This window comes from Mesorhizobium sp. WSM4307 (assembly GCF_007003945.1).
Classification (GTDB): Bacteria; Pseudomonadota; Alphaproteobacteria; order Rhizobiales; family Rhizobiaceae; genus Mesorhizobium.
On the sequence record NZ_VFTB01000003.1, the window covers coordinates 415,132 to 439,518 of the forward strand.

21 protein-coding genes and 1 pseudogene are annotated in these 24,387 nt (G+C 63.3%); 10 read left to right on the top strand and 12 right to left on the bottom strand.

Annotation, left to right across the window (positions count from 1 at the left end):
• Positions 1–112: 112 nt before the first annotated feature.
• On the bottom strand, positions 113–1,762 hold the full coding sequence (locus FJV83_RS09045) for an EAL domain-containing protein (RefSeq protein WP_142887227.1): 1,650 nt from the start codon (positions 1,760–1,762) through the stop codon (positions 113–115).
• Between the two features lie 396 nt (positions 1,763–2,158).
• Positions 2,159–3,301, bottom strand: coding sequence for a helix-turn-helix domain-containing protein (locus FJV83_RS09050; RefSeq protein WP_095775974.1), 1,143 nt, complete (start codon positions 3,299–3,301; stop codon positions 2,159–2,161).
• A 232-nt stretch (positions 3,302–3,533) separates the two neighbouring features.
• Between FJV83_RS09050 and FJV83_RS09055 the strand changes: the two genes are divergently transcribed.
• From FJV83_RS09055 to FJV83_RS36920, 3 genes and pseudogenes are all read left to right on the top strand, one after another.
• The gene (locus FJV83_RS09055) at positions 3,534–3,836 is read left to right on the top strand and encodes a hypothetical protein (RefSeq protein WP_142876677.1); all 303 of its coding nucleotides are present in this window, start codon (positions 3,534–3,536) and stop codon (positions 3,834–3,836) included.
• 115 nt (positions 3,837–3,951) lie between these two features.
• Positions 3,952–4,203, top strand: a complete 252-nt coding sequence (locus FJV83_RS36375) for a hypothetical protein (RefSeq protein WP_095775973.1) — start codon at positions 3,952–3,954, stop codon at positions 4,201–4,203.
• Between the two features lies 1 nt (position 4,204).
• Positions 4,205–4,351 (top strand): annotated as a pseudogene (locus FJV83_RS36920) (LysR family transcriptional regulator); the annotation flags it as partial.
• A gap of 418 nt (positions 4,352–4,769) precedes the next feature.
• Here FJV83_RS36920 and FJV83_RS09065 read toward each other — a convergent pair.
• Positions 4,770–5,891 (bottom strand): FAD-binding oxidoreductase, encoded by a 1,122-nt coding sequence (locus FJV83_RS09065; protein WP_142876676.1) that lies wholly within the window; start codon positions 5,889–5,891, stop codon positions 4,770–4,772.
• Positions 5,892–6,127: 236 nt separating this feature from the next.
• On the opposite strand from FJV83_RS09065, the gene FJV83_RS09070 reads away from it, so the two are divergent.
• The 5 genes from FJV83_RS09070 to FJV83_RS09090 all read left to right on the top strand — a co-directional run bounded on the left by FJV83_RS09070 (position 6,128) and on the right by FJV83_RS09090 (position 12,848).
• Positions 6,128–7,027 carry a LysR family transcriptional regulator gene (locus FJV83_RS09070; protein WP_095790431.1) on the top strand — a complete coding sequence of 300 codons (900 nt, stop codon included), beginning with the start codon at positions 6,128–6,130 and terminating at the stop codon, positions 7,025–7,027.
• 89 nt (positions 7,028–7,116) lie between these two features.
• Positions 7,117–9,195 carry a hydantoinase/oxoprolinase family protein gene (locus tag FJV83_RS09075; RefSeq protein WP_142887222.1) on the top strand — a complete coding sequence of 693 codons (2,079 nt, stop codon included), beginning with the start codon at positions 7,117–7,119 and terminating at the stop codon, positions 9,193–9,195.
• A 4-nt stretch (positions 9,196–9,199) separates the two neighbouring features.
• Positions 9,200–11,185 carry a hydantoinase B/oxoprolinase family protein gene (locus tag FJV83_RS09080; RefSeq protein ID WP_142887221.1) on the top strand — a complete coding sequence of 662 codons (1,986 nt, stop codon included), beginning with the start codon at positions 9,200–9,202 and terminating at the stop codon, positions 11,183–11,185.
• Entirely contained in the window at positions 11,182–11,484 is a 303-nt protein-coding gene (locus FJV83_RS09085; RefSeq protein WP_142887220.1) for a (2Fe-2S)-binding protein, read from the top strand. Before FJV83_RS09080 ends, FJV83_RS09085 begins: the two co-directional genes overlap by 4 nt.
• Positions 11,481–12,848, top strand: coding sequence for an FAD/NAD(P)-binding oxidoreductase (locus FJV83_RS09090; RefSeq protein ID WP_142887219.1), 1,368 nt, complete (start codon positions 11,481–11,483; stop codon positions 12,846–12,848). Before FJV83_RS09085 ends, FJV83_RS09090 begins: the two co-directional genes overlap by 4 nt.
• Positions 12,849–12,886: 38 nt before the next feature.
• Here the strand turns inward: FJV83_RS09090 and FJV83_RS09095 are convergent, their stop codons facing one another.
• Positions 12,887–14,212: an FAD-binding oxidoreductase gene (locus FJV83_RS09095; protein ID WP_142887218.1), complete on the bottom strand. Its 1,326-nt coding sequence runs from the start codon at positions 14,210–14,212 to the stop codon at positions 12,887–12,889.
• Between the two features lie 223 nt (positions 14,213–14,435).
• Between FJV83_RS09095 and FJV83_RS09100 the strand changes: the two genes are divergently transcribed.
• Entirely contained in the window at positions 14,436–14,912 is a 477-nt protein-coding gene (locus FJV83_RS09100) for an Lrp/AsnC family transcriptional regulator (RefSeq protein WP_038644676.1), read from the top strand.
• Between the two features lie 76 nt (positions 14,913–14,988).
• Here FJV83_RS09100 and FJV83_RS09105 read toward each other — a convergent pair whose 3' ends face one another.
• From FJV83_RS09105 to FJV83_RS36380, 8 genes are all read right to left on the bottom strand, one after another.
• Positions 14,989–16,644 carry an ABC transporter ATP-binding protein gene (locus FJV83_RS09105; RefSeq protein WP_142887217.1) on the bottom strand — a complete coding sequence of 552 codons (1,656 nt, stop codon included), beginning with the start codon at positions 16,642–16,644 and terminating at the stop codon, positions 14,989–14,991.
• Positions 16,641–17,492 carry an ABC transporter permease gene (locus FJV83_RS09110; RefSeq protein WP_095775964.1) on the bottom strand — a complete coding sequence of 284 codons (852 nt, stop codon included), beginning with the start codon at positions 17,490–17,492 and terminating at the stop codon, positions 16,641–16,643. Before FJV83_RS09110 ends, FJV83_RS09105 begins: the two co-directional genes overlap by 4 nt.
• The gene (locus FJV83_RS09115) at positions 17,489–18,439 is read right to left on the bottom strand and encodes an ABC transporter permease (RefSeq protein WP_095775982.1); all 951 of its coding nucleotides are present in this window, start codon (positions 18,437–18,439) and stop codon (positions 17,489–17,491) included. The genes FJV83_RS09110 and FJV83_RS09115 overlap by 4 nt, the downstream gene beginning before the upstream one ends.
• Positions 18,440–18,525: 86 nt before the next feature.
• Positions 18,526–20,136 carry an ABC transporter substrate-binding protein gene (locus FJV83_RS09120; protein WP_142887216.1) on the bottom strand — a complete coding sequence of 537 codons (1,611 nt, stop codon included), beginning with the start codon at positions 20,134–20,136 and terminating at the stop codon, positions 18,526–18,528.
• Positions 20,137–20,200: 64 nt separating this feature from the next.
• The gene (locus FJV83_RS09125) at positions 20,201–20,923 is read right to left on the bottom strand and encodes an HAD-IA family hydrolase (protein WP_142887215.1); all 723 of its coding nucleotides are present in this window, start codon (positions 20,921–20,923) and stop codon (positions 20,201–20,203) included.
• A 237-nt stretch (positions 20,924–21,160) separates the two neighbouring features.
• Positions 21,161–22,534 (bottom strand): aspartate aminotransferase family protein, encoded by a 1,374-nt coding sequence (locus tag FJV83_RS09130; RefSeq protein ID WP_142887214.1) that lies wholly within the window; start codon positions 22,532–22,534, stop codon positions 21,161–21,163.
• Between the two features lie 13 nt (positions 22,535–22,547).
• Positions 22,548–23,387: a GNAT family N-acetyltransferase gene (locus tag FJV83_RS09135; protein WP_142887213.1), complete on the bottom strand. Its 840-nt coding sequence runs from the start codon at positions 23,385–23,387 to the stop codon at positions 22,548–22,550.
• A gap of 180 nt (positions 23,388–23,567) precedes the next feature.
• Entirely contained in the window at positions 23,568–23,708 is a 141-nt protein-coding gene (locus tag FJV83_RS36380) for a hypothetical protein (protein WP_185973476.1), read from the bottom strand.
• On the opposite strand from FJV83_RS36380, the gene FJV83_RS09140 reads away from it, so the two are divergent.
• Positions 23,707–24,375, top strand: coding sequence for a haloacid dehalogenase type II (locus FJV83_RS09140; protein WP_142876667.1), 669 nt, complete (start codon positions 23,707–23,709; stop codon positions 24,373–24,375). The genes FJV83_RS36380 and FJV83_RS09140 overlap by 2 nt on opposite strands.
• Positions 24,376–24,387 lie beyond the last annotated feature (12 nt).

Here is a 24,387-nt window from a genome sequence, read left to right on the forward strand (position 1 = left end):
TCGCCGCGCGCCGTGATTAAGTCACTCTTGCACCGACTCGATGAATTGCGCGGTATCCGCCTCGATCGCTTCCACAAATCTCCACTTCAAGGTTAACAAAGGGTGCAAGGCGCTAAACCGCCCGATTTGCTTCCTCCATCGTTCGTACCACCCTCAACGGGGACCGTCTGATGAAATTGCCGGTTGCCTCGGCTCCGAGCGGCCGTCCCAGGAAATTACCTTGCAGGCTATCGCAATTCTCCTTGATCAGCCACCGGGCCTGTGCCGACGTCTCGACCCCCTCGGCTGTGACGCTTATTCCCAGGCCGTGCGCCAGATTTATGATCGATCGCACGATTGTTTGGCTTTTGAGATCGGTATCCAGGTCGGCAATGAAGTACTGATCTATCTTCAATGTGTCGAAAGGAAAGTTCTTTAGATAGCTCAACGAAGAATAGTATGTTCCAAAATCGTCGAGCGATATTCGTATTCCCAAGACGTTCAGGGTATTTAACGTGTCGATATTGTCGATCGTCTTCTCGAGGAGGACCGTCTCGGTTATCTCGAGTTCAAGCCGGTCTGCTCGGATTCCAACCGCATCGATGATCTGAGCGACTGTATCCGTCAGCGAACCGCTAAGGAACTGGGCCGGCGACAGGTTCACTGCGACTGTCAGCGAGGAGGGCCACGTCAATGCCTGGCGACAGGCTTCCTCGAGCACCCATCGTCCGATCTCGTCCATCAGGCCGTCGGCCTCGGCGATCGGTATGAACACGCTGGGTGGAATGATCCCGATCTCCGGGTGCCGCCACCGGAGCAGCGCTTCGAAACCGGTCACCGACGCGGGAGACCGAATGAGCGGCTGATACTCCAGATAAAGTTCGTCCCGTTCCAGCGCGGTTCGAAGCCTGCGCCTCAGATTCTCGCGCTGCTCGAGCAAGAGCAGCATCGAACGGTTGAACGTTCGAGCGCAGCCGCGGCCATCCGTCTTGGCTGCGTAAAGAGCAATGTCGGCGGCTTTCATCAGCTGCTCGCCATCGGTCCCGTGCTCCGGCCCGAAAGCAATTCCGATACTCGAGCCGACGAAGACGGAAATGCCGTTGATGACGAACGGCTCCTTGAACGCGTCGACCAGCGATCCCGCAAGGCGCTCGGCTTCCGCGGGCTGGTCCTTTCCCAGTTGGATGACGGCGAATTCATCGCCGGCATACCGGTACGCGGATTCGCCGTCCTGCAGCGCGTCGCGGATACGACCCGCCGCGAGCTGGAGAAGCGTGTCGCCCGCTCCATGGCCGAGCGTGTCGTTGACTGCTTTGAAATCGTCAAGGTCGATTTGCAGCAGGGCAGCCTTGGGTTTTGCTCCGCCGACGGCCGCCAGTGCAAGTTGCAGCCGGTCGCCGAATCGCCGTCGGTTCTGCAGCCCGGTCAGCACGTCGTGCGTCGCCTGGTGGAGCAGAGTTACATGCTCTTGCTCCTCCGCGGCGCTCCGCCCGCCGCGCCCCCTTGATTCGATGATTCCCACACCATTCGCAGTGCCGAAGACGAAAACGGATCGGGGCGCCTTGCCCGGTGATCCCGGCAGGTCGATGTTTGCCGGAGTGCCGCCCTGGAACACCCGAAGAAATTCGTCGCGAAACCTCGAATCGAGGAAGCTCGGGTAGATCTCCCAGATGGCAGCGCCGGGCGCCACGGCGCCTCCATACATGCCTTTGAGCACAGCCGCGTGGTGCGTCAGTTGGAAGTCGCGGTCATAGAACGACAAAAGTTCGGTCGTGTTCGCCAAAAGGTCGGCGAGAAGCCCTTCGCCGGCACGAGGACCATCGCTCGAGGAAGGCCCCTCACTCTCTGTGCCGACGCCTGATGCCTCTGGGTACAAGAGCCACCTCCATAGGCAATGCGAATCCACATCCCCCAGTCCAGAAATAGCATAACTGTCAAGCTTGGCAAAGTTTCAACTCGCAGTCCTAACAAGTTCCGCATGCGGCTTAGTTGCAATGCATGCTCCGCTGTGATTGGCGGCGATAACGATGAACAGTCCGGTTGGTTAATAAATCGGGAATTGGCTATATGATTGATGACGTGGTGGACGCAGCACGAAATATTCTGGTCCATGAGGCGGCGTGGCCTTCCCCGCCCCTGTCTTGAGCCCGCCCCACCTCAACCATCGCCGATCCTGTACTCAGTGTCCGAGCGCTTTGAGCCAGCCTTCGAAGGAAGAGGCCTTCTCGTGTTCAGCAAGCGAAACAGAGTGGGCGGGGCGCGGCAACACCACAGTACTGCGGCCTTCGCGGGGGCTGTAACCGAATTCCTTGCTGAATGCTCGGCTGAAATTAGCCGCTGAACTGAACCCGAAGGCCTCGGCAATATCAACAATCCGCCGGCTGTCCGCCGGATCGCTAAGCGCAACATGGGCTGCCAGAAGGCGGCGGCTTTGTATGTAATGAAGAACACCACCGCTCGGTTCGAACAATTGATAGAGACGGGAGCGTGATACGCCGAGAGCCCGGCACATTGAATCCGGCGTCAGATGAGCCGCATCCAGATTGTTTTGGACGTATCGACGCGCTCGCTCCATCAGCGCGACACTCGCCAATTGTTCAGCGGCCGCAGCATGTTCCGTCGGAGGCGCGAGGCAGGCAATGATCATGCTGCGCGCTGCGTGTACGATGCGGGGCAGATCTTCAGCCGTCAGACTGCGCAGTCTTGCTTCGACGCTATTGACGTAGTCGACCAAGAGGTCGGCAAAGTTGCCGGACAGAATTGAATTGTTCTTTGCGTCGAGGGTTGACGCCGCATCAGAGAACAAATCACGCGGCAGATAGAGAAAGAGACTTTCCGAGTCCGTTACCCTCCCGCGAAACGGATAGCCAAGCGATCTGATCTCCAATTTGCCCGACAGGTTTTCCGCAACGCGGCGATCCACCTCCGTCCACGACCGGCCAGTACGTGGCAAGACGATATACCAGTGATCGATCGAACTGGATCGGAGCTTCGCGGCGGAACGCATGTAGCTATGTGCCGGCGCGCGCTGTTGAACGATCAGCATGCCGCCGAGATTCCAAGCCGTGTGGTCGGCGGGAAAGCCATCGTCCGGCAATTTGTCATCCGGCAACCTGACCTCGACAAGCGGTGTCATATGCGCTTGCCATGCGGCGAATTGATCCTCTGGCGCCAGTTCGAGCGTTGAAAAGGACAAAGGTTCGAGCGCCGGCCCGAGCGGCGGAGCAGCCTCATTGTGAGGTGGACCTTCGCGCGGCCAACGACGCCGATCAAGGTCCCGCAGCTGCCGCGCAGGGGCCTCGTCTTGCCTTTTAGTGTCCATCGCGTGGTGCCATATCCGAATCGGGTATGCCCATGCCCCCCACAATCATGTGGTGTACGTCAGGCATCTGGCAAGACTGCGGAACCCAAGTCGACAAAAAACGGCGATCACGCTGGATCGCAGCAAGAAATGCATTCCGAGATAAGTTTCTGGATGCGAAGATAACGACACTCTTCGACTCGATGCGTATAGATTCTGGCATGGTGAAATATTAGTCGAGGAGGCTACCGACATGAACGCAAAGCTCAACAGTGAGGCTCGCCGCAAGATAATTCTTGATGGATATGGCAACAACGAGCCGTTGAAAGTTATTGCGGAAAAGATCGGATGCTCACTGGCGAGTTTGAAAGTCACCGCCAGTAAACTCGGCTGCACTCGAACCGCGAAAGAGGCGGCGGATTTTCGGCGAGGATTTCATGTCCCGGAACACAAGCGGCAAGATTACTACCAGCTTATGATTGCTGGTCAGTATAAAGCTCGTGAGTGTGCGCTGATTTTGGGACTCTTAACAGAGGAATCATCAGGCGGCAGATAAACTTATTCCAATACACTGTGGGCGATATTATCACGTAAGGATTCCATCACGTCAGCGGTTTATCAGTAAAAGCCCGCCGCCAAGCACGGGGGCAGGCCCTGAAAGGTTCGCACAGATGCTGCGTCGGCGTTTCAATCACACCTGCCTGAGCCCCCTCGACCTGGCTAATTGCGAGCGCGTGTTCGATCAGGTCTGCGCGGATGAGAATCTCGACCCTTTGGACCCGGACGCAGAAATCTTGGCGGTGATGGTTGTGGCCATTTTTCGAAATGCGCACACCAGCGAGCGCGAACTTCTGGAGGCGGTCAGGTCTCGTCGGCAAAAGGCTCCGGGAACCGAGCACCAGAGCAATTCCAGGAAAGTGTGAAGCGGTTGCCGGGCTTGGGATCATGGTACGAAGCGCGTGGGATGTGGCTGATGATCTGGCAACGGGGAGATTGCAGGCTATTCTCCCGCGTTGGTCATCGCCGCCTGCTGACGTGGTTGCACTGCTTCATGCCCGCCATGGGCGGTCGAATGGATTCCTGCAAGCGCCCAGGGGGGGCCCTAAACTCACCTCCGTGGCGTCGGTGATAATGTCCGCTTTCTCGCATGGTCTTCCCCCTGAAGCTGCCAGTCGGATACCCGGCCCCATCTCGGCCGTTTAGTGATAAGGCTGCGGACTGAACCGTCCAATAGAGCTGACTGTGTGCCGCGATACCGTGACAATAAAAAATGGCGACTCTTCCCGCTCTCCGTTCTTCATTACGCATCAAGTGCCCCCGACGGTTCTGCGTTTCCTTTCCAACGGTCCGACTGAGCTGACAGGTTGCAGCGTCTGAAGTAAATGCCGGACTGTCTCGCGGAGGGTTTTGACGTACTAAGGCGTGCAAATCGGTGGGTCGGAAAGGAACGACACCGGAACGTGACGTAGATCGGGCAAAGACGCTCTCGTCAATTCAGGCGGTGGTTGAAGCGATCGATCCTGAGATCATCGAGCGGCGTTTCGCAGCGGTCGGTCACAATGAGTTCGGCCATGGCGTCGCCAACGCCGGGGCCGAGCTGGAAGCCGTGCCCACTGAAGCCGAAGGCGTGGAATAGCCCTGGCGTCGTCGCCGAGCGTCCCATCACCGGCTGCATGTCCCTGACATAGCCCTCGCAGCCGGACCAGGTGCGGATGACCGCGACCTTTGCGATCGCCGGCAGCAGCCGCGCCACTGCCCGCAACTGCGTCGGCAGGCGCATGGGGTCGGCGCTGGCATGACCCGGATCGAGGTCCACCGCCACCCGTTCGGCCGCTCCGCCGAAGACGATGTTGCCCCGTTCGACCTGGCGTAGATAGGCGCCATGGTCTTTGTCGCGCGTCCAGATGCCGACCACCGGCAGGATCCGATGCGGCAGCGGTTCGGTCACGCCCATTTGCGGACCGCGGGCGTCAAGCGGGACTTCTTCGCCGAACCCAGCGGCGATGCGCGCGCCCCAGGCTCCGGCGGTGTTGAGCAGGCACTCGGAGGCGAATGTGCCCATCGAACTGGTGACAAGGAAACCGGAGCCCGTATAGGTGATCTTCCCGACCTCGGCTCCCTCGATGATTTGCGCCCCCAGTTTGCGGGCCGCTGCGGCAAAGGCCGGCGCTATCAGCCGTGGATTGCCGCTGCCGTCATGCGCAGAGAATGACGCGGCGATCGCGTCGGCGCCGAGGCCGGGAAAGCGGGCGCTAATCTCGCGTGGGCCGAGTTCTTCCAGGTCGAGGCCCCAGGGCTGCGCGGCTTGGGCATAGGCCCGCATGTCGGCAAGGCTTCCTTCATCGAAGATCAGCCGGACATGACCGGTGGCGCGGAACTCGACGTCGCGGCCAAGCATCCTTTCGGCTTCGCCCCACAGTCGGAGCGAGCGGTGGGCGAGTGGAAGCTGGGACAGATGGCGTCCCGTGCGCCGGATGTTGCCGAAGGAGGCGACTGTCGCTCCGGTGCCGACCCGATTGCGCTCGATCAGCGTCACGCGCGCGCCGCGCCGGGCGAGGAAATAGGCCGAAGCCGTCCCCATCAGTCCGCCGCCCAGCACGATCACATCCATGGTTATTCCCTAGAGCATGATCCCGAAAAGTGGGAACCGGCTTTCTCGGACAAACGGTTTCCGTTTGTCCAGAGATCATGCTCCAACAAAGAGCTGGATGATGGCTATTCGACCAAATGTCATCCTCATCCAGCGCGGAGCGGACAATCCCTGAAGGCGCCGATCTTGTCGGCACCGCTTGATTGCGTCAAAGATGCGTTTGGACAACAGCCATAAGCTTAGCCTATGGAGTGGCAATGCGTGCCCGTCAGCTCGAAGTGTTCATCGCCGTCATGCGCGCGGGCACCGTGACCGCCGCGGCGCGGATGCTGAACATCTCCCAGCCCGCGCTCAGCCAGATCCTGCTCCACACCGAGGACGAACTCGGCTTCACGCTGTTCGAGCGGGTGAAGGGCCGGCTGCGGCCGACCCCGGAGGCACTCGAGATCTTCGCCGATGCCGAGAGGCTGTCGGCGGGGCTGGAGGGCTTGCGCCGCAAGACCACCGACCTACGTTTGGGCCGGACGGGGCTGGTGCGGGTCGCGGCCTCGCCGCCGCCGGCCATGGCTATCTTGCCGCGCGCATTCACCAGCTTCCGGGCGCAGCATCCCGATATTTTGCTGCGTTCCCACAGCGCGCCGATCGCCGCAATCGTCGACATGTTGCGTGCCGGCGATGCCAGCCTCGGCGTGGCCTTGGACGACCGGCTGCCTCCCGATATCGATGCGGAGGTGATCGGCAGCGTCGGCTTCGCCTGCCTGCTGCCCGCCGGGCATGAATTGGCCGGGAAAACCGAGTTGAGCCTCGCCGATCTCGCCGGGGAAGAGTTGATATCCTATCGCGGAAACACCCGCCCCGCCGACGAGTTGGCCCACGCGGCCCGCGCGCAAGGTGTGGCGCTTTCGCCGTCGCTCGAGATCGACGTCTCCATCTCGGCGGTCGGCTTCGTCCAGGCCGGCCTGGGTGTCGCCCTGGTCGACGCGCTGCTGCCCTGGCACCAGTTTGCCGGGCTTGCCGTCAGGCCGCTCGCGAATGGGCCGGAATTTCCGATCGCGCTGCTCACGTCGCGCACACGGGCTCTCTCGCGGGCCGATGAGATGATGCGCGACCAGATCCGCACCGCCTGCTCCGTCGTGCTGGGCGGTGCCAGGGCATAAGCAAGACTTATATCGTTCCTCGTCATACGTCTTGGACCCTGGCAATCCTGTCGTGTCAGCTTTGGTTGGCTGACAGGAAGGGACGCATCATGGATGGTGTCATCACGGCCAACGAGGCGCGGAACGAAACCGACTGGAAGGTCGGCGTCGATATCGGCGGCACATTCATTGATTTCTGCGCGCTGGAAGCCCGCTCCGGTCGCGTCGCCTCGCTGAAAGTGCTGACGACGCCGGAGGATCCGGGCGCCGAGCTGATGACGGGCCTCACGCTTCTGGCCGAACGCGAAGGCTTTGATCCTGCCCGTATGACGCGCTTCGTGCACGGTACGACGGTTGGCATCAACACGATCATCCAGCGCAAGGGCGCGCCGCTCGCGCTGTTCACCAATGCCGGCTTCGAGGACGTCATCGAACTGGCGCGGCTGCGTATGCCGGACATGTATTCGCTGTTCTGCGCGCGGCCGGATCCGCTGATCTCGCGCGACATGGTTTTCGGCATCCCGGCCCGCATGCGTGCCGATGGGAGCGAATCCCGGGCGCCCGACATGGCGGCGGTGGAAAGGGCGGTGGCAGTGGCAAAAGCAAACGGGGCGCAAGGCATTGTCGTGTCCTTCCTCCATTCCTGGCGCAATGCCGCCCACGAAGTTTCAGTGAAGGCGACGATAGCGCGTCTTGAGCCCGACCTCTTCGTCTTCTCCTCGGCCGAGGTCTGGCCGGTCATCCGCGAATACGAGCGCAGCTCGACCGCCATCCTCAACGGCTATGTCCATCCGCGCGTCTCCGGCTATCTGACGGCGCTGGAACAGCGGTTGAAAAGTCGCGGCGTGCCGGCCCGTCCGATGCTGACGAAGTCGAACGGCGGATTGATGAACGCTGCCGAGGGCAAGCGCGCCTGCGTGAATATGCTTTTGTCGGGAACGGCCTCCGGTGTCATCGGCGCCGCGTGGCTGGCGCGTCAGGCAGGCGAAGACAAGATTCTTACACTCGACATCGGCGGCACCTCGGCCGACTTCGCGCTCATTATCGGCGGCGAGGCGCAGTTCGGCACCGGCGAGCTGATCGGCGAATTTCCTCTCCATATCCCCTCCGTGTCGGTCAGCTCGATCGGTGTCGGCGGCGGCTCGATCGCCAGTGTCGATGCGCAGGGGGTGCTACGGGTTGGACCGGAATCGGCCGGTTCGGCGCCGGGACCGGCCTGCTACGCCCGTGGCGGCGAGAGGCCGACGGTGACGGACGCCATGGTGGTGTGCGGATGGCTCGGTCACAGCGAGATGGCCTATGGCCAGCTCAGAATCGATACCAGCCTGGCGCATCGCGCGGTCGGCGAGCTTGCCACCCGGCTCGGCCGCCCCATCGAGCAGACCGCGCAGGCGATCCTCGATATCGCGGTGTCGGAGATGTTCGTCGAGGTCGAGAAGCTCGCCTCGCGCGCCGGCGTCGACTTGCGCGACTTCACGCTGATGCCTTTCGGCGGCGGCGGGCCGATGCTCGGCGCTTTTCTTGCCCGCGAACTCGGTATGAAGCGCGTGATGGCGCCGCGCCGCCCCGGCGTGGTGTCGGCGCTCGGCGGACTGGTGGCGGATTTGCGCGGGGATTTCATTCGCACCATCTTCACCCCGCTCTCGGGCGTGTCGCTCGCCGGAATTCGCGAGGCCTTCGAGGCGCTGGCGCAAGAGGGACGCGACTGGCTTGCGGCGCAGGGGCACGACGCGGCCGCGGACCTCACTTTCTCCTGCGACATGCGCTATGTCGGGCAGAGCTATGAGATCGAGGTTGTCCTGTCGCCGCAATGGTTGGCAGATGGTGATGCGGTCGCCATCGCGCAGGCCTTCCATCTCACCCATCAGCAGCTCTACGACTTCCACGACGTTGATGGCGAGATCGAGCTCGTGAACGTCCGGCTGTCCGCAGTGGGCGCGGGGCCGAAGCTCTCCCTCCCGGAGACCGACGAGATCAACGCTCCGGCAATCCCGGCGCGCCGTCTTCCCGTCTACACGGGCGCGAGCGTCGAGACCGTCGACCTCCACAACCGGCAGACCCTCGTGCCGGGCAGCACGTTCCACGGGCCTGCCGTGGTCGTTCAGGAAGACACCACCTTCGCCATTCCTGCCGGAGCGCAGGCAAGGGTCGACCGCCATCTCAACCTTCTGCTGACCTTCGCGGAGTAACGCCATGTTTGACCGGACAAACCTACAGGTTCTGGCGAACCATGCCCGCGCGGCCGCCGAGAACATGGCGCACACGCTGCATCGCACCGCGCACTCCGCTTTCGTCAAGGAGACGCAGGATTTCACGGTGATGCTGATGGACCGTTCAGGCGCGACCTTCGCCGTGCCGATGGAGCTTGGTGCCACCTGGTACCCGGGGCTTTCGTATCACCGCGCGATCGCGATGGTCGACGACTACCGGCCGGGAGATGTCGCCTTCACCAACGATCCCTATTCCGGCCACGTCGCCACGCACGCGCCAGACACGCATCTGTGGAAGCCGGTCTTCGTCGACGGCGACATCGTCGCCTGGACCGGTGGCCATATCCACAACACCGACATGGGTGGTGCGGTGCCGGCTTCGCTCAGCCGGGCACTGACTGAAATCCATCAGGAAGGCATCCGCTTTCCGCCCATGAAGCTGGTGAATGAGGGCATCTTTGACGAGTCGATCCTGCGGATCATGAGCACCAATGTTCGCAAGCCCGACCTCAACATCGGCGACATCAAGGCGCTGGTCGGCGCGCTCAACACCGGCGAGCGCAAGATCCAGGCAATGGTGCGAAAGTTCGGCAAGACCGGCTTCATTGAAGGCGTTTCCGCGCTTCTCGACCAGGCGGAAGCGCAGGCGCGCGACGTGCTGCGTTCCATGCCCGACGGCACATGGGAATTCTGCGACTATGCCGACGAGGATTCCGTCGAGGCCAATCCGTGCCGGCTGAAGCTGAGGCTGACGATCAAGGGCGATGCGGCGGTGCTCGACTTCACCGGCTCCGATCCGCAGCTCGGCTCCTCGCTCAACGTGCCTTCCGGCGGCGACCCGCGACACACCATGCTGCTGGTGGGTGTCTACTACGTGCTCTACACACTCAACCCGAAGATCCTGCTCAACACCGGCCTGACCCGGCCGTTCACCTGCATCACGCCTCAAGGTTCGGTGCTGAACCCGGTCCATCCCGCCGCTGTCGGCATGCGCTCGCTCACTTGCGCCCGACTGCGGTCTGTCATCTTCGGTGCCTTCTCGCAGGTGATGCCCGAGCGCCTGCCCGCGGCGCCGGCCGGCAACAACTGCATCGTCAATGTCATGACCACGGACGAGCGCGCCAGCCGTACTGTCATCACGGCGGTGAACCCCGTGGTCGGCGGCGGCGGCGCGATGCCGCATCGCGATGGGACCAATGGATCAGGCGCGGATGCCGCCTATCTCAAGAACACGCCGATCGAGATTACCGAGACCGAGACCCCGGTCGAATTCGTGAAATATGGGCTCGCCAAGGACAGCGGCGGCGCGGGCCGTTGGCGCGGCGGGCTGGCGACAGAGATGGCCTTCCGCGTCTTCGCTCCTGATTCCAGGATCACGGCCCGCAACCGCGACCGCAGCTTCTTCCGTCCCTGGGGCGTGCTGGGCGGCAAGGCGGCCGGCCTGTCGGACATGATCGTCAATCCAGGGACCGAGCACGAGCGGCGGCTGGGCAACATTGATACCACTGTGCTGCAGCCCGGCGATGTGCTTGAGATCCGCTCCGCCGGAGGCGGCGGACGCGGCGATCCACATCAACGCGAACCCTGGCGGGTCGCACAGGATGTGCGGCGCGGCTACGTCTCGACGACAGCTGCCGAGCACGACTATGGCGTCGTCATCCGTGGCGGCGAGATCGACGAGCAGGCAACGGGGCAACTGCGTGCGCGGCAGGAGCCGGCCGCCGGCCACTTCCATTTCGGTCCGGAGCGCGACGGCTACGAAGCGCAGTGGACGCCGGACGCCTATGACCGGCTCACTGCCATATTAATTGGTTTGCCGATCCATTGGCGGTTCTTCACCAAGACGGAGATTTTCCGCCGCATGAAGGGGCGCTGGGGACCGGAGGGCGTCCAGGCGGCCTTCGATGCTGTCTGCAAACGCTTCCCCGAACTGCCGCGTCCGCGCCCCGTGCGAGAGGCCGCGGAATGATCATCGCCGGCCGTATCGTCAGGCTGGCCGAGTTCGACCGGGCACAGGTGCATTTCTATCTCGACGGGCAGATGTGCAGTGCATTGGCGGGCGACACCGTGCTGACCGCCATGCTGGCTTCAGGCCACGTATTGCGAAAATCCGAGTTCGGGCCCGAGTGGCGCGCCGGGTTCTGCCTGATGGGAGCCTGCCAGGATTGCTGGGTGTGGCAGGACGAGGGACCACGCCTGCGGGCGTGCTCGGCCCTTATCGTGGAAGGCCTGCGGTTACGCACGACGCCGCCGGAGAGCTGGCCATGAGCGAGACGACGCCGCCTCGGATCGTGATAGTCGGCGCTGGCCCTGCCGGCATAAGGGCCGCAGCCATGCTGGTCGAGGCCGGGCTCCATCCGGTGGTGATCGACGAGGGGCAGCGCGCGGGCGGGCAGATCTATCGCCGTCCGCCTGCCGGATTCGCCCGCACCGCGAAACAACTCTACGGATCGGAGGCGGCGAAGGCCAGCGCGCTGCATCAGCTCTTCGACCGGCTGGCCGAAGAGAGGCGCCTTACCCATTGCGCGGGAAGCTCGGTCATCGCCGTGCAGAAGGGTAGGCTGCATGTGCTGGGGGAGGGCGGCGTGCAGCTAGTCAGCTATGACCGCCTGATCCTTGCCACCGGCGCGTCCGACCGTGTCGCTCCGGTCCCGGGCTGGCAGAACGCCGGCGTCTACAGCCTCGGCGCGGCCCAGATCGCGCTCAAGGCGCAGGGCGTGGCGCTTGGGCGGCGCATCGTCCTAATCGGATCGGGGCCTTTGCTGACGCTGGTCGGCGCCCAGCTCGTCAAGGCTGGAGCCGATGTGGCGGCGGTGCTGGACACTTCTCCCTGGCATCAGCAGATGCGAGGGCTCTGGCAGCTTGCCGCCCGACCGCTGGTGGCGCTGCGCGGTCTGGCCCTGCGAGCAAGGCTCGGCGGCCGCTACCATGCGGGCGTGACGCTCGAGCGGATCGAGGCTGACGAAAAAGGTGTCACGGCGATGCGCTGGCGCGACGCCAGCGGCTGGGAGCACTGCACTCCTTGCGACATGATAGGCATGGGCTGGCACCTGCGGGCGGAGACGCATCTGTCCGACCTGGCGGGATGCGCCTTCACCTATGAGGAACAGTGGCGGCAATGGCTGCCGAAGACCGACCAGATGGGGCGCGCTGGCAACGGGACCTATCTCGCGGGCGATGGAGCTCGTCTTCTGGGAGCAGACGCTGCGGAGATCGCAGGGCGTCTGGCGGCAGCGGCGTGCCTTGCCGATCTTGGATTTCCAGCGCCTTCCACCGCGGCCGATCTGCGCGAGCTTGCGCGGCTCGAGCGCTTTGTCCTTGGCATGGCTTGCGCCTTTCCCTGGCCTGCCGCGATGATGCGGGCACTCCCCGACGACGCGGTCGTCTGCCGCTGCGAGAACGTGACCGCCGGAGATGTACGCGAAAGTGTGGATTTCGGCGGCGGCGAAGCGAACAGGGTGAAATCGCTGTCGCGCGTCGGCATGGGGCGATGCCAGGGACGCTATTGTCAGTTGGTCGCCGTCGAACTCATCGCGGCGCAGACCGGCTGCACGCCTGGTGCTGTCGGCCGGTTGCGCGGGCAAGCGCCTGTCCGCCCGGCGCCTGTCGGCGCTTTTCTGCGGGACGGCTGATGCGGTTTCACAGCGATCCGGAGTGCCGGAACTTTGGGTTAGAAGTCGGCAACCTTTCCCCAGACCGAAGTGTCGAAGCGCCTGGGATCATAGGATTGCGGATCGACGATCGGTTGCGACCCGGTCATCAGATCGGCGACGAGGTGCCCGGCGCCGGGCCCGATGCCGAAGCCGTGTCCCGAGAACCCGGCAGCCAGGAAGAAACCCGGAACGGTATCAATCTCGCCGATAGCGGGCACGCCATCCGGTGTGCTGTCGATGTAGCCGGCCCAGGCCGCGCTGATCCTGGTCTTTCGAAGTTCGGGCAGAAGTTCGAGTGCCCGGGCATGGGTCAGGCGGATAGTAGCCTGGTCCGGGGCCGGATCGAGGATGCGCATCCGCTCCATCGGCGTCGGCTGGTCGAGCCGCCAGCGGCGGAGCGTTTCGTGGCCCGAGCACATGCCCTGCAGGCCGCCGGGCGCGAGGCTGCGCCACCGCTTCAGGAACATGGGCAGGAACTGCGAGGAGAAGTGCAGCTGCTGCGGCGTCACGTCCACGCGGCCGCGTCCACTTATGGCGAGCGTGTAGCCGCCGTCGCCGCGTCGTGTCGCCGAAATCCTTGCCGTGTGCAGCGCATCCGGCAGTCCCTCGGCGCCGGGCGAGACCGACAAAATGGAGGAGCGGATCGACGCCTGCGGAAAGCGGAAACCGAACTGCCGGCAAAAGGAGGATGCCCAGGCGCCGCCGGCCAGCACCGCCACCTTGGTCCGGATCGTCCCGCTTTCGGTGATCACGCCACTCAGGCGTCCGCCCTCGGTCTCGATGCCACGCGCGGCACAATTCTGGTGCACGGAGCTTCCGAGCTCGAGGATGGCCCGGGCGACCGCGGGCGCGGCCCGCGACGGATCGGCGGTGCCGTCGGTCGGCGAGAAGACACCGCCCTTCCAGGTCCGGCCAGTGGCTCGACCCCGCTCGCTGGCCTCGGCGCTGTCGAGCATGTGCGTGGTGACACCGGCCGTCCTGGCGAAGTCACGCCAACGCACCCAGCCGGCCAGTTCGGCATCGTCATTGCTGAGATAGAGCAGGCCGCAGCGGCGGAAGCCGGTGTCTTGGCCGCTTTCCGTCGCGAAGCTGTCCCACAACTCAAGGCTTCGGGTCGCCATCGGCAGTTCGCGGGCGTCGCGGTTCTGCTGGCGGCACCATCCCCAGTTCCTCGAGGACTGCTCGGCGCCAATGCGGCCCTTTTCGACAAGCGCCACCTTCAGGCCGCGCCGTGCCAGATAATAGGCCGCGAAGATGCCGACGATGCCGCCGCCGATCACCACCGCGTCCGCGGTCCGCGGCGGTTCGCCAGATGTCTCGATTTGCTGCAGTGGTGCGCGCATGGTCTCTCTGCCTTGACGCGCCAATCTACCGTGTTGTGCAGGCAGCCGCTGCCGCAGTTGAAGTTGAAGCAGAATTTTATTCCGGCAGCCCGGTCGAAATCGGGAGCCACTGCGTTTCAAAGCGCTGTCCACTTGTATGGACAGGCCAACGGGCTGTGGTAGTGTCAATGCCTACGAGCAAGGCAGCATTTTGTGCTGCGGCATGCGTTCTGCGGAGACGGCCATGAAACTGGATCGGATCGACATCAAGATTCTACACGAATTGCAGAAGAACGGCCGCATCACCAATGTGGAACTGGCTGATCTGGTGCATCTGTCGCCGAGCCCGTGCTTGATGCGGGTGAAGAAATTGCAGTCGGAAGGCTACATCGAAGGCTATTCCGCGCAGGTCAATATCGGCAAGCTCGGCCAGACGCTGACCGTGTTCACCGAAATCACCTTGAAGAACCATCGCCAGGTCGACTTCGCCCGCTTTCTCGCCGTTGTGGAGAAGATTGACCAGGTCATCGAATGCCACCTCGTGTCGGGCGGCTACGACTATTTGATGAAATTCGTGACCGCCGGCATCGCCGAGTACCAGACCATCATGGAGCGGCTGACCGACATGGATATCGGCATCGACAAGTATTTCAGCTTCGTGGTGCTGAAGTCCCCGATCGTCAAGGCGCACATGCCGCTGCCCAGCCTGTTTCCGAGGTGAGGCACTGCCGCCTATAGTTTTTGCTTTGATGCCTGTCCTTGCCCCAGAACCGCTGCACACTTCTGGGCGAAATGCATCAGCGGTGACCGTACTGGCTGACCAGCTCGGGGTCGCGGACGAGGCCATCGAGCCATGTCGGATCGAGCTTCGGCACGGAGGAGAATAGAAGCTTCGAATAGGGGTGGATGGGCGCCTTCAGTCTGTCGGGCGTGATCTGCTCCACCCGCTCGCCATTGTACATGACCATGATTTCGTCGCAGATCGCTTCGACGACGGAGAGGTCGTGGCTGATGAAAATGTAGGAAAGACCCAACTCGCGCTGCAGCTCCTTGAGCAGTTCGATCACGGCGGCCGCCACCACCGTGTCGAGCGCCGAGGTGATTTCGTCGCAGATGATGAGCTTAGGCCCGGCCGCCAGAGCGCGCGCGAAGTTCACCCGCTGCTTCTGGCCTCCCGAGAGCTCCGACGGGCGACGGTAGCGCAACGTCCGGGGCAGGCGAACCATGTCGAGCAGTTCGTCGACGCGCTTCGAGCGCGCCTGCCGGTCGAGCTGGTGATAGAAGGCCAGCGGCCGGGAGATGATGTCCTCCACAGGCTTGGCCGGATTGAGCGCGGTATCGGCATACTGGAACACGATCTGCATCTCGCGCAGTTGGTCCTGGCTGCGTTTGCCGGCGGCGCGCTCCAGTTGCCTGCCGTCGAAGACGATGTCGCCGGCCGCCGCCGGATGGATGCCGGCGATGACGCGCGCCAGCGTCGATTTTCCGCAGCCGGATTCGCCGATGACGCCAAGATTGCGCCCCTTCTCGACGACCAGGCTGACGGAATTGACAGCGCGGACAAGCGGCAGTCCGTCGGCCCGCAACGAGCCATAGCCGGCGGTCACATTGTCGATACGCAGCAACGGCTTCGTGCCGGCATCCGCGTCCGCATCTGCTTGCCTCGGTTTCGGTTCGAAGGCAGCCAGCAGTTCGCGCGTGTAGGGGTGCTGTGCAGCCGAAAGGATCTGAGCCGTGGTGCCGGCCTCCTGCATTTCGCCGCCCTTCAGCACAACGATGCGATCGGCGATCTGGGCGACGACCGCAAGGTCGTGGGAAACGTAGACACCCGCTATCCCACCGGCCCGCATGACCGACTTGAATGCCTTCAGCACGTCGATCTGCGTCGTCACGTCGAGTGCCGTCGTCGGCTCGTCGAAGATCATCAGCTTGGGATTGCCGATCAGCGCCATCGCAGCCGACAGCCGCTGCAGCTGCCCGCCTGAAACCTGGTGCGGATAACGGGCGCCGATCCCTTCCGGGTCCGGCAGCGACAACGCCCGGAACAGCTCGACCGCGCGCTTTCGTGCCTGCTCCGGCGGCATCAGCCCGTGGATGCGCGTAACCTCGATCACCTGCTCCATGATGGTGGACGAAGGGTTGAAGGAGGCGGCGGCACTTTGCGGAACATAGGCGATGTCGGTGCCGCGCAATTTGGCGCGCTGCTTTTCGGTAAGCGCGGCCATGTTCTTGCCGTTCACATTGATCTCGCCGCCGGTGATCCGGCAGCCGGGCCGCGCATAGCCCATGAGGGAGAGCGCGATTGTCGTCTTGCCCGAGCCGCTCTCGCCGATCAGGGCGACGATCTCGCCGTCGGCGATGTCGAGGCTGACGCCCTTGATGATTTCGACGACGCGTCCGGCGTCGGTCGTCGCCTCGATCCTCAGGTTCCTGACCTCGACGAGATTGGTCATGCGTCCCTGTCCCTGATCTTCTGCGGCAGATTGTCGATCAGCAGGTTGACGCTGATGGTGAGGCTAGCGATCGCCAGCGAGGGAACGATGACAGCGGGAGCTGCGAAGGGCAGGCCGCCTATGTTCTCGCGCACCAGCGCGCCCCAGTCGGCGAGCGGCGGCTGCAGGCCGAGCCCGAGGAAGGACAGGCCGGACAGCAAGAGCACGATGAAGACGAAGCGCAGGCCGAAGTCGGCCAGCACCGGGCGCATGATATTGGGCAGGATCTCTGACCCGATGAGATAGGCGGTGCTTTCGCCGCGGACGCGAGCGACGGTCATGAAGTCCATGGTGTTGATGTTGACGGCGAGCGCCCGCGCGAAGCGGTAGGCGCCCGGTATGTAGATGACGGCGAGCGTCAGGATCAGCGCCGGGATCGACGAGCCGACCGCGGCAACGACCACAAGGCCGAACAGCTTGCTGGGAATGGAGTTCATGGCGTCGAGGAAGCGGCTGAGGCAGGTGTCGAGCCAGCCGCCGGTGACGGCCGCGATCATTCCCAGCACCACGCCGGAAAAGCAGGCGATACAGACGGAGGCGAGCGATATGCCGACGGTGTAGCGCGCACCCATCAGCACCCGCGAGAGCATGTCTCGCCCCAGATAGTCCGAGCCGAGCCATAAGCCCTGACGCATCGGGCCGAAATAATCGTCGTCGACGATGTCGCCGATCGAATGGGGAATGATGGTGGGCGCGAAGATGGCGATCAGCGTCCACGCCAGGATGACCAGCGAGGCGACGACACCCACGAGGTTGTAGCTGTGGCCCAGCAAGGACCGTTGGGAAGCTGCCACGCGGGCCATCGTCATCTGAGCCTCGGGTTGGACATGATGGCGATGATGTCGGCGATCGTGATGAGCAGAAGGTAGCCAAGGCAGAAGATCATCGCGCAGCTCTGGATCAGCGGCAGGTCGCGGGTCGCGACCGCATCGACCATCAGCTTGGCGATGCCGGGATAGTTGAAGATCGTCTCCACGATGATGACGCCGCCGACCAGATAGGACAGCGACAGCGCAACCGCGTTGACGATCGGCCCGAGCGCATTGGGAAGTGCGTGCTTGAGCACCATGCGGCCGCGTGAGGCGCCTTTGAGCAGCGCCATCTCGACATAAGGCGTGGACAGCGTTTCGATCACCGCGGCGCGGGTCATGCGGATCATCTGAGCCGAGATGACGAAGGTCAGCGTGATCACCGGCATGGCATAGATGCGCACGAGGTCGGTCAGCGTATGCGCCTCATTGACCGAGGACAGTGCCGGCAGCCATTTGAGATAAACGGCGAAAAGCAGGACCGCGAGGGTCGCGACCATGAATTCGGGCACGGAGATGACGCCGATCGCAAGAATGGTGACGGTGCGGTCGTAGAGGGAGCCGCGCAACATGGCGGCGGTGATGCCGAGCGTCAGCGCCAGGGGCACCGAGAGCAGCGTGGTGATGCCGGCGAGCTCCATGGTGTTGACGAAGCGCCCGCCGATCAGCGCCGCGACCGGCATCTCGTTGGCATAGGAAGTGCCGAGATCGCCGTGGAGCAGGCCGAGAAGCCAGCGAAGGAAGCGCAGGATTGCCGGATCGTTGAGATGCATGGCCTCGCGCAGGCCGGCGACGGCTTCGGGTGTAGCCGCCTGGCCGAGCAGGATCGACGCTGTGTCGCCAGGCAGCATGCTGGTGGCGAAAAACACGGCGAAAAGGACGATCAGAAGTGTAACGACCGCGATTGCCAGCCGCTTCAGCACGAGGTTTAGAACCCCAGACGTCATGGAAGCGCTCCTGCGGTTGCGTTCGGCCAAGCCATGTTGCGCAATCGGTGCCAGGGACCGGCGGTCCGGTCCCTGGCAGGCGCCTCTCAGGCTTCGAGCCAGAGATATTCCGCCATTGCGTAGCCCATCATGCCACCGAGCGGGTTCGCCTCCAAACCCTTCACCTTGCTGGAGAGAGCATCCACGTTGGAAATGTAGGCCGGGATGATGGTGCCGGCCTCCTCGGAGACCATGGTCTGCATCTGGCCGTAGATTTCCTTGCGCTTGGCCTGGTCGAGCGAGCCGCGCGCCTCGACGAGCAGCTTGTCGAACTTCTCGGACTTGTACTGGCTTTCGTTCCAGGGCGCGTTGGAGGCGTAGAGCAGCGAGAACAGGATGTCGGGCGTCGGGCGCGGATTGATGTTGCCGAAATGGATCGGCGCCTTGAGCCAGTAATTGTCCCAGTAGCCGTCGGACGGCACGCGCTGGACATCGAGCTTCATGCCGATATCGGCACCGGCGGCCTGGATGATCACCGCCATGTCGATCGACGACGTCGCGGCATCGGACGCGACCACGGGGATGGACTGACCGAGCAGGCCCGACTTCTGGAAGTGGAACTTGGCCTTGTCCGGGTCGAAGGCCTTCGGCTTGAGGTCGGCATTGTGGAAGATGTTCGCCGGCGAGACAGGCTGGTCGTTGCCGATTTCGCCGAGGCCGCGCAATGCCGATTTGACGATCTGCTCGCGGTTGACGAGGTATTTCATGCCAGCGACGAAGTCGGCCTTATTGCCCGGATCCATGTCGAGCCGGATGTTGAGGTCCGTATAGTTGCCCGAGGTGGTTTTCGACAATTCGAAGCCTTGCTGGCCGCCGATGAGCTTCATCGCGCGCGGATTGATCGAGGCGGCAAAATTGATGTCGCCGGAAAGCAGGGCGTTGACGCGGGCGCTGTCGTCGCTGATGGCGATGAATTCGAACGAATCCAGGTGGGGCTTGCCGGATTTCCAGTAGTTCTTGTTCTTGGTGACGACCGAACGCACGCCCGGTTCGAACGTTTGCAGCACGAAGGCGCCGGTACCGTTGCCCTTGGAGAAGTCGGTGGTGCCGTCCTGGACGATCATGAAGTGATGCAGCGCCAGGATGGTCGGAAGGTCGGCATTCGGGTCGGCCAGCGTGATTTCGACGGTCGACTTGTCGACCGCCTTGAAGCCGGTCATCTGCGCGGCGATCTTGGCGACTTTGGAGCCGACCGCTTTGTCGAGATGGCGCTTCAGCGAGAAGACAACGTCTTCGGCGGTGAGGTCCTTGCCGTCGTGGAAGGTGACGCCTTTGCGCAGCTTAATGGTCCAGGTCTTGGCGTCCTTGCTGTCGAAGCTATCAGCCAGCTCCATCTGCGTGACGCCATCCTTGTCGAGGAAAGTCAGGCGGTTGTAGAGCGAGCAGCAGCGGACATAGTCGGTCGACAGCGACGCCTTTGCCGGATCGAGCGTGTCGGCGGTCGAGGAGGACCAGCCGGCGGCCTTGAAACTGCCGCCGGAAACCGGCGTGGCGGCGACGGCATTGGTGGCGCGGCCAAGTACCAAGCTGCCCGCGGCGATCGCGGCGCCGCCGGCCAGCAGCATCTTGAGGAGTTCGCGGCGGCTTGCGCCCCGCCGAATGGCATTCTCGACCATGGCATCGTCTGCGCTGGTCCAGTTCGTGATCTTGTCGGTCATATCATTCCCCTTTCTGTTTGTTTTTCCGGATTGCTCGTCTTGCTGCGGCTTTCCGGGCTTGGGCTCAGGTTCGTTGCTTCAGGCTTTCCCGCACGGCGGCGGCAAGGGCCGCCATTGACGTGAAGTGGTAGTCAGGCGCGGTGAAACGCTCGGGCTCGATCGTGCCGCCGTAACCTTTCTGGGCATGCCGGCGCTCGATCCAGCAATTGGTCATGCCAAGCGCCCGGGATATGCCGATGTCGTGGTACTGGCTTTGCGCGACGTGCAGGATGTCGTCCTTGCTGTCGCCCTGTGAGGCCACGAAATCGAAGACCTTCTGGAAGAAGGCCGGGTCCGGTTTCTCCGTGCCTGTATCGTCGGCGGTAAAGGTGGCGAAAAAGGGCGATCCGAGCTGCTTCTCGAAATGATCGAGCGCCCAGCGCCTTGCATTGGTCATGGCGATCAATCTGTGCGACTTCGCAAGGTCCGCCAACGCCGCCGCGCTGTCGGGGAAGCTTTGCCAGACGCTGGCCGAATCCCGCAGGCGGACGCCGTATTTCTCCTCGGCCGGCAGGCCGAGCCGCGGCGCGACAACTCTGTAGACACGGACGAGATCGTCGGGAAACAGGCTCGCATGGGGCATGTAGCGGGCCTTCCGGTAAAGGGCCAACGCCTCCTCGCCATCGATCGAAACGCCGGCCTCGGCGGCAATTCCCGCCAGGCAGGTCGTGATCCCGCCTTCGAAGTCGATCAGTGTGCCGACCACATCGAAGGTCATGTATTTGAATTCGCTAAAGCCCCTGGCCAAGACTGGCTCTCCTCTGCGTACGGCCGAATTGCATGTGTTGAACAGAACAAAATTCCGTGCTGTCGGGGGCGTCGGCCCTTTTTGAAGGCCCGGAAATCCGGGCTTTCTGGCCTTGTCTTATGAGCAGTCTGGCACTTCCCCCGCGCTGGATTCGCCGAAAAGGCGTGAGGGGGCGGCACAAAATTGCGAAATCGTCTGCCCCGGCGATATTTCGAGACACGACATATTTCGCCGCGATCATGCCAGGGCCTGGCGGACATCGGGATCGTCCAGCGTCTGGTCGAGCGTCCGGCGCGTGCGCTCGATGATCGCATCTATGTCGGCATCGGTGCAGCAGAGCGGCGGTGCATAGCCGATAACCCCATGCGCAAAGGCACGGATGATGAGGCCATTGTCCCACGCCCTGTCGAAGACCCGCCGCGCCGGCATGGCCGACGCCGGAAGCGGCGTCTTCTTCTCTTTGTCGACCACCAGTTCGATCGCGGCAAGCATTCCGCGTCCGCGCACGTCGCCGACGAGGGGGTGGTCGCTCAGGCTTGCCAGTCCTGCCATCAGGCGGGCGCCGGCCTTGACGCCATTCTCCAGAAGGCCGTCTTCGTAGAGCTTCAGCACCTCGAGCGCGACGGCGGCGCTGACGGGATGGGCGGAATAGGTGTAGCCGTGACCGACGGCCGAGGCGCCCGCGCCATCGGCAATGACGTCGTAGACATGATCGGCCATGAACACGGCGCCCATGGGAACATAGCCCGAGGTCAGACCCTTCGCCGTCGTCATGAAATCGGGAACGATGTCCTCATCGGTGCAGGCGAACAAAGGCCCCGTGCGGCCGAAACCGGTGATCACCTCATCGGCGATGAACAGGATGCCGTACTCCCGGCAGAGTTCGCGTATGGCCTTGATCCAGCCTTTCGGTGGAACGATGACGCCACCCGAGCCCTGGATCGGCTCGGCATAGAAGGCGGCGACCCGCTCCGGCCCGATCTGCTCGATCTTGGCCTTCAGCGCGGCGAGCGATGCGGCGATGATCGCGTTGCCGTCCTGGCCGACCGGGTTGCGGTAGGGATAGGGGGAGGGGATCTTGTGCTGCCATTCGAAGGGAATGCCGAAGCCGGCGTGAAAGGCGGGCAGGGCGGTCAGGCCGGCGCCGACCACCGACGAGCCGTGATAACCCTGCTCGATGGAAATGAACTGATCGCGTTTCGGCTCGCCCCTGGCATTCCAGTAGTAGCGGACGAACCGGATCGTACTGTCGACCGCGTCCGACCCCCCAAGCGTGAAAAAGACGTGGTTGAGGTTGCCTGGCGCGCGCTCGGCCAGCTCCGAGGCGAGGCGGATGGCCGGCTCCGAGCCGAGGTCGAAATAGGCGGTGGCGTAGGGAAGCTCTCGCATCTGCCTGGCCGCTGCCTCGACGATGCTGTCATGGCCGTAGCCGGCATTGACACACCACAGCCCCGCGAAACCGTCGAGAAGTTGCCGGCCGGACGCATCGGTCACGGTCGCGCCCTTCGCCGATTTCAACACGCGCACGCCCTGCGCCTCATGACCACGGTATGAAGAGACAGGGTGGATGAGATGGGCGCGATCGAGTTCGATCAGGGAATTGGCGAGCATTGTTGTCCTCCGACTATCCCAGCGCCTGGTTGGCGAGGGCGTAAACTTTTGGCCTGGCCTGCTCCGCAACCGTCTTGGGCGGACGGTCCATGGCTATGCCGCCGCCGACATGGGTGAGGCCGATTTCCTCGAGCCAGCCGGCGATGCCGGTCCCGCTGCCGGTATCCACGCGCAGGAAGGCGCCGGCGCGCGGGGCGGCGAAGAAGCCGATCAGGGCCTTCGCCTCGTCGATACTTCCCGCGATGACCGGACCAATCACCTCGCCGCGTCCGAACGGCCGGATCGCGGCATAGGCCTCGATGGCGCCGTCGCGGCGGATGACGGCGAATTGGCCGCGCTCGGCCAGCGCATCGATCAGTGCTTCACGGTCGGCGCCATAGGCGTCGCGGTCCAGCGCCTTGATTTCAGGCAGATCGCCGATGCTTGCGGCCTCTACGCCATCGGGCTCGCCAAGCTCCGCAACCTTGCCTTGATGCTGCAGAATGGTGCCGGAGGGCACGAACCCCAGTTTCTCATAGAGAGGCATGCCGTCCGCCGTCGCGACGAGCCGCAGCGGACGGTCCCCGGCCAAGGCGAAGGCCTGATCCATAAGCCGGCGCCCAAGCCCCTTGCCGCGCGCGTTCCTGTCGACGATCACCATGTTGATCATGGCGCAATCCGCGCCGTAGGGCGTTACCAGGATGGTTCCGGTGACGCGGCCCTGGTCGTCGAGCGCGACCGCGCCGTTCGAAAGCTGCAGCGCCATCTGCCAGTCCTGCGGGCGATGTGGCCAATTCTCCTGGCGGGAAAGCACTACGGCTCCCTCGATATGGTCGGGCCCGAAGGCTCGGAGTTCAATGTCGCCCTGCGGCATGAGGCATCCTTCCGTCTGACGACAAGTTTCGGCCATCGGCGTGCCGCAGATCATCTGAAGGCTTTGGCTTGGACAGTATCTTTCGCCGTAGCGCGAGGGGTGTGCCGCATCTTGTGCTGGCACCGTCCGCGGCGGGGGCGCTTCACGCCGCGCGCGGCGCAGCTATCGGCATGCCAGATGCTACAGCGTGCCAAAGCGGATGGCGGATACGGAACTTTCTGCTTTCGGAAGGGCGATTTCGGTCAGGTCGCCCGCCGCCTGCCGCTCTATGATGAAACACATCCCAACGCGGATGTGCTTCCACCGGAGATCGACGGACATGGCTTCCTTCAGGCCCAAATACATCACCTTCGACTGCTACGGCACGTTGACTTTTTTCCAGATGGCGGAAGCGGCGCGCGACCTCTATGGCAGCCGGCTCGACGAGCCGCGCATGCAGGAGTTCATCAAGAACTTCGCGGCGTACCGGCTCGACGAGATCATGGGTGACTGGAAGCCCTACGCCGACGTCGTCCACAACGCGCTCGAACGCGCCTGCAAGCGCAACGGCCTCGCCTTCAGCCCGGACGACGCAAGGATGGTCTACGAGCGCGTGCCGACCTGGGGACCGCACGCCGACGTCCCGGCGGGCCTGGCGAAGGTCGCCAAGGAAATTCCGCTGGTCATCCTGTCCAACGCGATGAACGCTCAGATCATGTCCAATGTCGAAAAGCTCGGCGCGCCGTTCCATGCCGTCTACACCGCCGAGCAGGCGCAGGCCTACAAGCCGCGTTTCCAAGCCTTCGAATACATGTTCGACAGACTGGGTTGCGGCCCGGAGGACGTTCTTCACTGCTCGTCCTCTTTCCGCTACGACCTGATGTCGGCACACGATCTCGGCATCAAGAACAAGGTCTGGGTCAATCGCGGCCACGAACCGGCCAACCCGTATTACGGCTATGTCGAGATATCGGACATTTCGGGTCTTGCAGGCGTCGTCGGTCTCTAAAACAGGCGGATA